Source organism: Synechococcus sp. R3-13 (genome assembly GCF_047462195.1).
Taxonomy (GTDB): Bacteria; Cyanobacteriota; Cyanobacteriia; order Thermostichales; family Thermostichaceae; genus Thermostichus.
Map to the genome: position 1 here is coordinate 1 of NZ_JANSIO010000216.1, position 6,594 is coordinate 6,594.

Sequence of the window (6,594 nt, forward strand, 5' to 3'; positions counted from 1 at the left end):
AAGAGACGAAAGTAGAGAGAAGAGAGCGTCTTCACTGCAACGGAAGACAAAGAAAGCAATGTAAAGGGCACGACATGGCCACGATTCCCAACTCTCATCTCCCCTTGTGAGAGAGGGGTCGGGGGCTTGAGGAGAGTAGAGAGCGGTTGCGCCGACGGCGTGGGGTCTCAGGGGAAGGATCTCAATCATTGATATTGTTGATATTGATTATTGATTGAGAATGGCTGCATATCCAGTGATCTCTGTAGCGACTTGATGAATAATCTGAGCGATGGGATATGAATCTGATTTGCGTTTAACTACACTTCTTCTCTTGAGCTACCTTGGGAACAAATCTTGCTCTTGTCACCACCGCCCCATTTTGCCCGTCCTCCCCTCGACTTTATTCCGCCCGCCTATAGCGCCTGGGTGCTACGGCTCGTCCACGGGATCCTGCCCCTGCTCTTGCGGGTGAGGGTGCGGCGCTGGCTTCCTTCCGGCATTGCCAAAATCGAGGCCACAGGGGCGGAGATCTTGGCGCGGCTCTACCACCAGTTCCAGGAGGGTCAAATTCGCCTAGTCCTGGCTTTCCGACATGTGGAGGTGGATGATCCGCTGGTGGGCCTGTACGTTCTATCTCGCCTGGTGCCCGAAGCCGCCCGTCGACAAGGGATCCGCCTTCGAGAACCCCTTCACGCCCATTTTCTCTACGACCGGGGCATGCCCCTCTGGGGAGGGGAATGGCTGGGGTGGCTGTTGTCTCGCCTGGGCGGGATCCCTATACGCCGCGGTCGGAGGGTGGATCGGGTGGCGCTAAAGGCGGCCCGGCAACTGCTCCTGGATGGGCAATTTCCCTTTGCAATCGCCCCAGAAGGAGCCACCAACGGCCACAGCGAACGGATCAATCCCCTGGAACCGGGAATGGCTCAGCTGTGCTTTTGGTGCGCCGAGGACCTGGCCAAAGCTGGTCGCTCAGAGACCGTCATTTTGCTGCCCATTGGCATTCGGTACTACTACACGGATCCCTCCTGGACGAAGCTGGAGCGCCTGCTGGCGCGCCTTGAGCACCTGAGTGGGTTGACGCCTCCGAAGCCAGAGCCAAGATCCTCCAGGAGCCCCAACCTTCGCTACACCCAGCGGATCTGCCGCCTAGCCCAGCATCTCCTGGGACAACTGGAAGCCTTCTACGACCTACCTCCTTTTGTCTCCGAAAGAGATGATAAAGAGCCACCGCTAGAGCAGAGGCTAGCCCCTGGCCACTTCAACGCTCGCCTGGGGCGGCTGCTCCACAAAGCTCTGGAAACTGCGGAGACCTACTTCGGCCTATCTCCCCAGGGGGATTGGAACAGCCGCTGCCGCCGCATTGAAGAAGTCGCCTGGATCCAGATTTACCGAGAAGAATTGCGGCATCCTGGATCCCTGTCTCCCCTGCAGCGGGGGTTGCTCGACTGGAAAGCCCACCAGGCAACGCTCTACCTGCAGCACATGCGCTTGGTGGAAAGCTGTGTAGCCGTCCAGGAAGAGTATTTGCTGAGCAAACCCTCTTTTGAGCGGCTGGCAGAAACTGCCCTCATTCTATTTGATGTGCTGGCCCGCCTTCGAGGGGAATCCTACCCAGCCCGCCCTCGCCTAGGCTGGCGGGGGGTTCACGTGACCGTCGGGGATCCCATCTCCGTTAGCGAGCGGTTAGAGCGGTATTGCCGAGGCCGCCAGGAAGCCAAACAGGCGGTGACCGAGCTAACTCAGGATGTTTTTTCTTTCCAATTTCTTTCTTTTTCTTCCAATTTCTAGGGATCCCCCAAAGGGGGAACCAGCTTAGGTGAGAAGCCTGGCACTACTGCCGAGAGACTGCTGAAAGATAAACCACCTTCCCATCATAGAACAGAGCTGAGCCTTGGTCGCCCCGCTGGGACTCTGCTCGGTACTCCCAGCAGCAATAGGAACTCACTGTGGTTTTCCACAACCAGGTGAGGTACTGCTCCGGCCTCGCTCACCTCGGTGATGGTTGCTTCCTTGGTTTGCAGATCTGGAAGGCGATAGGCAACTTCCTGCTCCCCCTGAGAAAAGAGAGGGAAAACCTGGAAACTGCCCTCTTGAATGGGATCCCCAATACGCAGGGTTGGAAAGTTAAGGCTGGCCATCGACTCCTCCTTCTCGTTGAAGTTGCAAGGGTGTTGCGGAAGCTGCCCTTCCCCTTGTTGACTTGGGATCAGCTCGCCGGATCCTGCTCCAATCTAAAGTCCTTTGGAAATGCTCCCTTCCTAAAAAAAAGAGGTGAGGGGACAGCCTTCGCCTTTCGGGACTCTGGTAGCGCGGATGGAAATCATCCTGACCAAAAGAGAGGGATCCCTAAAAAAGGGATCCCTGCCTCAATATCTGGGGTTGATCTCTAGCCTGAAATAATTGAAATTAATCAGCACTAGTGAGTATCAAAGCACTCCGGGACTAGTCCCGCTCAATGTACAAAAAAAGCACTGCCATGCCCACTGCAGGAAGCAGCCAACCAACAATGGGGATAAAAATCCAAGGAAGATAAGCAGCAGCGTAAGAACCGGTCATGATTTTGCTCCTCTCAAGTGACTTGACAAACTTGACAACTAATTCACCAGCCCTCGAAAGATGGCGTCGATCCCGGCAAAGTTCTCCAGCAGGAAATAGGCAGCGAACACGCCACCCATACCTCCCAAGAAAAATCCTGCCGTCAGATCCCCCCAACCCCGAGCTGTAGCCAGAGGAGCGGCCCCCGGTGTTTCCGGCTTGTTTCCGAAGGTAACGCTGCCATAGGCCGACATGCAGGCGGTTCCCAGCAGCACAATCGCCATCGCCGTAACCAGCCCGCCTAAGTTAGCTGCCTCAGGGTAATCCCGCAGCGGCCCCAGCACAATTTCTGGCCCTACCAAGAAATAGCCATGGGCCAGCCCAATTTCTAGACCCCGCAACAGCGGCGATAAGCCAGGACGGTTGATGGGGAGATTGTTGATAAACAGACGGGTGACAGGAGAATCGCTGATGGGCGTCGAAAGATGCCCCTCGCAGGGATCGTCGTTAAAGGTGCGAATGTAATCCATGTCCGAATGTCCTGCCTGGAATTTTGCGATTCATTCTACGGGGCCTAAGTTACCCTCTCGGCAACTGCCATCCGGATCGTTAAAAAAGTTCATGCTCTCTTAACACAGAGATAGCTCTTGTGACATCCTCTCAACACTCACCCTAACAACCAGTTGGCTGTCTTGTAGTGGAAATCCTTGCGCTGATTGGCTACTTTGAGATGGGCCTTCGCCACTCGCCTTAAGGCTTTCTTACGGCGGTTTGACCCTTGCTTCTTGCGGGATAATGACCGCTGTAATCTCTGTAACCGCTTTTGTGCTTGGCGATAATACTGGGGAACTGGAACAGACTCCCCTGCATTGGTCACCAAAAAGGATTTCAACGTGATGGGTAGCCCCGGAAAAAGTGGTAGATACAACAGCATCGAAAGGCCTAACTGAATTCAGCTAGGCCATAAAAACCATGCGGCTTTGTACCCCTACCTATTGCGGGCTACTACCAGACTAACAGACTAAAAACCTCAAACTTACAGGCTCGAGCCCAAGCCCACATAGGAGCCATAGAAGAAAAGCCCAACTACCGTGAGCACACCCAAACCGGCAACCACGGCCACTATCCACAAAGGGATCCTTGCTTGACTGGTCATAGCAACTGGTCTCCAAAAGAACTAAAGACGGAACTAGCAGCAATTACATTTTCGGTAATAAGGGAACAAAAGCTGGCCAAAAGCCAACTGTATCCCTTGCCAGCCCCTTTCAACTCTAAGAAGAGCAGAGTGGGATCCTGGCCTCAGTTGAGAAAGTAGCTGGAGAACAACAGCCCAACCACAAACACCAGCAGCAAACCCAGGTAAAGGGAAGTGCGGTTTAGCTCCACCGGTTGGGAGTTGGGATTCCTTTCGGGTTGATCAGCCATTGGGTTCACCGTTGAATAAACTGCATTGCAGCAATAGCTCCCAAGAAGAAAACAGTTGGGATCGCCAAGGTATGTACCGCCAGCCAACGGACGGTAAAAACAGGGTAAAAAACGGGTTCATCAGATTTAGTGGCCATAGATATCACCCTACGCAAAAAGCTCAATCAACTTACAAATTGCAACAACGAATAGTCCACTTACCCACGGGCACTCCTAGCGAGTCAGCCTCTCCAACTCCTCCAGAGCATTGAAGCGATCGCTGACGATCGGCAACTCCTGGCGCTCTGCCGTGAAATACTCATTGGGGCGTGGGGTGCCGAAAATATCGTAGGCCAGGCCGGTGCTCACAAAAAGCCAGCCTGCCAAAAACAAAGCGGGAATGGTCAGGGCGTGAATGACCCAGTAGCGGACACTGGTAATGATATCGACAAAAGGTCGCTCTCCGGTGCTGCCAGCCATGAAACTCCTCCTTAGGGTAGGGGCAAAAGTGCTTTCTGAACTTTCTGAGTCTATAACACAATGATAAGGATTTGGATGCACAACTACAAGTTGCAAAGTTGCAAGACATTCGCTTAGCCCCTTTGCTGCCAAGCCGGATCCCGTCTTGCATAGGTAAAATCTCCTAAGGGATCCCTGCGGCGAACCTTCTTACCCGAGTTTTCAGAATCTCACTGCCAAAGGGCGCAATCCCAAGGGGCATCGAGGGCTTGAGGATGGGGCGGAAGTTTGAGATAAGCTGGCCCTGAGGGGATGTTGTTGGAACAGGAGTGACAGCTATGCGGTGCTCGTGGCCCCTAGCTCTGAGCTTGTGTTGGACGCTGGGCTGGTCGGGTGTCAGCTTGCCGGCTTGGTCCCAAGGGGTGGAGCAGCAAGCCTTGCTGGCCTGGACCGACCCCTACGTGGCGGCTCTGGAACGTCAGACAGATGTGGTGATCACCCAAGAACCCCTGTCAGCCACCCTGACCCGTCTGGAATTGGCCCAGTGGCTGACGGAGTTTTTCGGCTACATTCCCAATCCCAACCAGGTGCAGGAGATTCGCGACCTGGAGCCCAACACCCCCGACTATTGGACTGCCCAAGCCGTGCTGCAGGCGGGGGCCATGCGCCTATACGAGGGCAACGAGTTTCGCCCGCAAGGGGATATCACCCACCTGGAAGCCCTGGCCATTTTGGTGCGGGCTCTGCAATTGCCTGCTCCCACCCAGGCCGACATTGAGCGCTGGATGGCTCTGTACACCGATGCGGCTGATGTGCCGGAGGTAGGGCGGGCTTTTGTGGCCATGGCAGGCGAAGCGGGGCTGCTGGTGAATGTGCCGGATCCAGCTCGTCTTCAGCCCAATCGCGTGCTGAGGCGAGCAGAAGGGGCGGTGTTGTTGCATCAGGCCCTGGTGTATCGCGGTCAGCTTCCGCCCTTGCCACCCCCTGTGGCCCAGTTGCGTCCCTCCCCAGCCCGGGTGGCCGAGACTGTCCAACCCGAAATCTTCCAAACGCGGATCACTCCCGAGGGAGGAAGTGTTCCTGCAGGGGGAACCTTGACCATTGAAGCGCAGGCCACTCCCAACGGCAGGGCTACGGTTGATATCGGCGGCGTGGTTCAGGGTCTGCCGATGCAGGAGGTGCAGCCCGGCTACTACCGCGCAGTTTATAGCCTTGGTCCTCAGGATGCCGTCTTTGGCCCCGACATCAGTATTCAATTGACCCTCAATGGCGTCAGTACCCGCGTTCAACGGCGGCTACCTCAACTGGCCTTGGGCAATGTCGCTCCCCCGCCGGTGGAGTCGGTGTTTCCGCCCCTGGCTCCTCTGCCGCAGCCAGCCCCTCTGACTGCAGCCAGCAATCGCTATCCGCGCATTGAGGCCATTCGCTTGGATCCCCAGCGCGACTTGGTGGAAGGGGACATTCTCACCATTGCCATTTGGGGGGAATCTGGAGGGATCGCCCAGTTTGATCTGGGGAATCTGGCCCTGAACCAGCCGATGCGGGAGGTACGACCCAACCACTACGAAGGCACCTACGTGGTAGCCCCCACCCACCAGGCCAACAATCCCACCTTGAGGATTGTGCTCACCAAGGACGGCCTCAGCCAGGAACATCGGGAGATTTTTCCTTTTTCCATCGATGGCTCCAGAGGAACCCGCTCCACCATTCAGCCGGTTTCCGCACCCGTCGCCACGGGACTGCCCCAGATTTTCAGTGTCACCACCAACAGCACCAATCTGCGCATGGGAGAAATTCTCAAAGTCACCATGCGAGGGGATCCGGGGGGGCGGGCTGCTTTTCGGATTGTTGGGGTAACGCCGGAAGTCGAAATGCGGGAGGTGGCGCCGGGCCTATACGAAACCCAGCAGCAGTTGCCCTTCAACATGCAGCCGGTCAACAACGGCATCATCGAGGTGATCTTGCAAAGAGGGGGCCAAAAGACCACCCAAACCAGCCCCTCGCCCATTACCATTGCCCCCTAGCGGGATCCCTGCAAAGGGTCAACTAAAATCAGGGTATTGTAGATTTGTTAACAAAACGTGCGGAATTCCCCACCCTCTGTAGAGTGGGGATGGATAGCACCACCGGATCGGTTGTTCGGGGGATAAAGCACTCAGAACTGGGATAGAGTGTGTCTACCCATGGCAACCAGAAGGCAGACCTTTCGACTGT

The 6,594-nt window shown here is 55.8% G+C and carries 10 protein-coding genes; 2 read left to right on the plus strand and 8 right to left on the minus strand.

Translation table 11 applies throughout. From position 1 onward, the window contains the following. Positions 1 to 336 precede the first annotated feature (336 nt). Positions 337 to 1,770 (plus strand): 1-acyl-sn-glycerol-3-phosphate acyltransferase, encoded by a 1,434-nt coding sequence (locus NW856_RS06680; RefSeq protein WP_414399588.1) that lies wholly within the window; start codon positions 337 to 339, stop codon positions 1,768 to 1,770. A gap of 83 nt (positions 1,771 to 1,853) precedes the next feature. On the opposite strand, the gene NW856_RS06685 is transcribed toward NW856_RS06680, so the two are convergent. From NW856_RS06685 to psbE, 8 genes are all read right to left on the minus strand, one after another. Next, positions 1,854 to 2,120, minus strand: a complete 267-nt coding sequence (locus tag NW856_RS06685) for an ARPP-1 family domain-containing protein (RefSeq protein WP_414399589.1) — start codon at positions 2,118 to 2,120, stop codon at positions 1,854 to 1,856. A 304-nt stretch (positions 2,121 to 2,424) separates the two neighbouring features. Beyond that, positions 2,425 to 2,538 carry a photosystem I reaction center subunit VIII gene (locus tag NW856_RS06690; protein WP_011433114.1) on the minus strand — a complete coding sequence of 38 codons (114 nt, stop codon included), beginning with the start codon at positions 2,536 to 2,538 and terminating at the stop codon, positions 2,425 to 2,427. A gap of 38 nt (positions 2,539 to 2,576) precedes the next feature. Continuing rightward, the gene (locus NW856_RS06695; RefSeq protein ID WP_011433113.1) at positions 2,577 to 3,047 is read right to left on the minus strand and encodes a photosystem I reaction center protein subunit XI; all 471 of its coding nucleotides are present in this window, start codon (positions 3,045 to 3,047) and stop codon (positions 2,577 to 2,579) included. Between the two features lie 137 nt (positions 3,048 to 3,184). Continuing rightward, positions 3,185 to 3,451, minus strand: coding sequence for a transposase (locus NW856_RS06700; RefSeq protein ID WP_414356642.1), 267 nt, complete (start codon positions 3,449 to 3,451; stop codon positions 3,185 to 3,187). 102 nt (positions 3,452 to 3,553) lie between these two features. Beyond that, positions 3,554 to 3,673 carry a photosystem II reaction center protein J gene (locus NW856_RS06705; protein ID WP_414356643.1) on the minus strand — a complete coding sequence of 40 codons (120 nt, stop codon included), beginning with the start codon at positions 3,671 to 3,673 and terminating at the stop codon, positions 3,554 to 3,556. A 143-nt stretch (positions 3,674 to 3,816) separates the two neighbouring features. Next, positions 3,817 to 3,942, minus strand: coding sequence for a photosystem II reaction center protein L (locus tag NW856_RS06710; protein WP_011433111.1), 126 nt, complete (start codon positions 3,940 to 3,942; stop codon positions 3,817 to 3,819). A gap of 5 nt (positions 3,943 to 3,947) precedes the next feature. After that, a complete protein-coding gene (psbF, locus tag NW856_RS06715) occupies positions 3,948 to 4,079 on the minus strand; it encodes a cytochrome b559 subunit beta (protein WP_011433110.1) in 132 nt (43 codons plus the stop codon). Between the two features lie 76 nt (positions 4,080 to 4,155). Then, entirely contained in the window at positions 4,156 to 4,401 is a 246-nt protein-coding gene (gene psbE, locus NW856_RS06720) for a cytochrome b559 subunit alpha (RefSeq protein ID WP_011433109.1), read from the minus strand. 317 nt (positions 4,402 to 4,718) lie between these two features. Here psbE and NW856_RS06725 point away from each other — a divergent pair, with 317 nt between their 5' ends. Further along, on the plus strand, positions 4,719 to 6,404 hold the full coding sequence (locus tag NW856_RS06725) for an S-layer homology domain-containing protein (protein WP_414399590.1): 1,686 nt from the start codon (positions 4,719 to 4,721) through the stop codon (positions 6,402 to 6,404). Positions 6,405 to 6,594 lie beyond the last annotated feature (190 nt).

Coding starts and splice junctions, on each gene's coding strand:
- NW856_RS06685 (WP_414399589.1), bottom strand. CDS start 2,120: ATGGCCAGCCTTAACTTTCCAACCCTGCGTATTGGGGATCCCATTCAA.
- NW856_RS06690 (WP_011433114.1), bottom strand. CDS start 2,538: ATGACCGGTTCTTACGCTGCTGCTTATCTTCCTTGGATTTTTATCCCC.
- NW856_RS06695 (WP_011433113.1), bottom strand. CDS start 3,047: ATGGATTACATTCGCACCTTTAACGACGATCCCTGCGAGGGGCATCTT.
- NW856_RS06700 (WP_414356642.1), bottom strand. CDS start 3,451: ATGCTGTTGTATCTACCACTTTTTCCGGGGCTACCCATCACGTTGAAA.
- NW856_RS06705 (WP_414356643.1), bottom strand. CDS start 3,673: ATGACCAGTCAAGCAAGGATCCCTTTGTGGATAGTGGCCGTGGTTGCC.
- NW856_RS06710 (WP_011433111.1), bottom strand. CDS start 3,942: ATGGCTGATCAACCCGAAAGGAATCCCAACTCCCAACCGGTGGAGCTA.
- psbF (WP_011433110.1), bottom strand. CDS start 4,079: ATGGCCACTAAATCTGATGAACCCGTTTTTTACCCTGTTTTTACCGTC.
- psbE (WP_011433109.1), bottom strand. CDS start 4,401: ATGGCTGGCAGCACCGGAGAGCGACCTTTTGTCGATATCATTACCAGT.
- NW856_RS06725 (WP_414399590.1), top strand. CDS start 4,719: ATGCGGTGCTCGTGGCCCCTAGCTCTGAGCTTGTGTTGGACGCTGGGC.